Consider the following 484-nt stretch of genomic DNA (forward strand, 5'->3'; position numbering starts at 1 on the left):
AGTGCGCTGCCGGGGGGCACGCCGCTGTTCTCGGCGCTGCTGAACTACCGGTACAGCCCGGAGCCCGAGGCTGGCGAAGAGCAGAAAGCCAGCATCGCCTGGGAGGGCATGGAGGTACTGGGCGGCGAGGAGCGGACCAACTATCCGTTCGTCATGTCCGTGGACGATCTGGGCAAAGGCTTCGAGTTGGTGGCGCAGATCAGCGAGCGCGTGGACGCGCAACGTGTGTGCGGCTATATGCATTCCACGCTCCGTGGCGTGGTCGAAGTCTTGGAAGCGCGTTCGGAGCAGCTTGCATCTGACGTTCAGGTGATTTCCGGGCAAGAACTTTCGCAGCTTGCGGCGTGGAGCTGGAATCAGCGAAGCCATGGCGATGCGGAACCTGTTCATCGCCTGATCGAGCGCCAGGCGCAGCAGCACCCTGAAGCACCCGCACTGGTGTTCGGAGAAGAGACCTTGAGCTACGGCGAACTCAACGCAAGGG

1 pseudogene is annotated in these 484 nt (G+C 62.8%); it reads left to right on the plus strand.

The features are described from left to right. Positions 1-484: pseudogene (locus tag ACTJLF_RS34715) on the plus strand (non-ribosomal peptide synthetase); the annotation flags it as partial.

It is taken from the genome of Variovorax sp. 22077 (genome assembly GCF_052044195.1).
GTDB lineage: Bacteria > Pseudomonadota > Gammaproteobacteria > Burkholderiales > Burkholderiaceae_C > Variovorax > Variovorax atrisoli.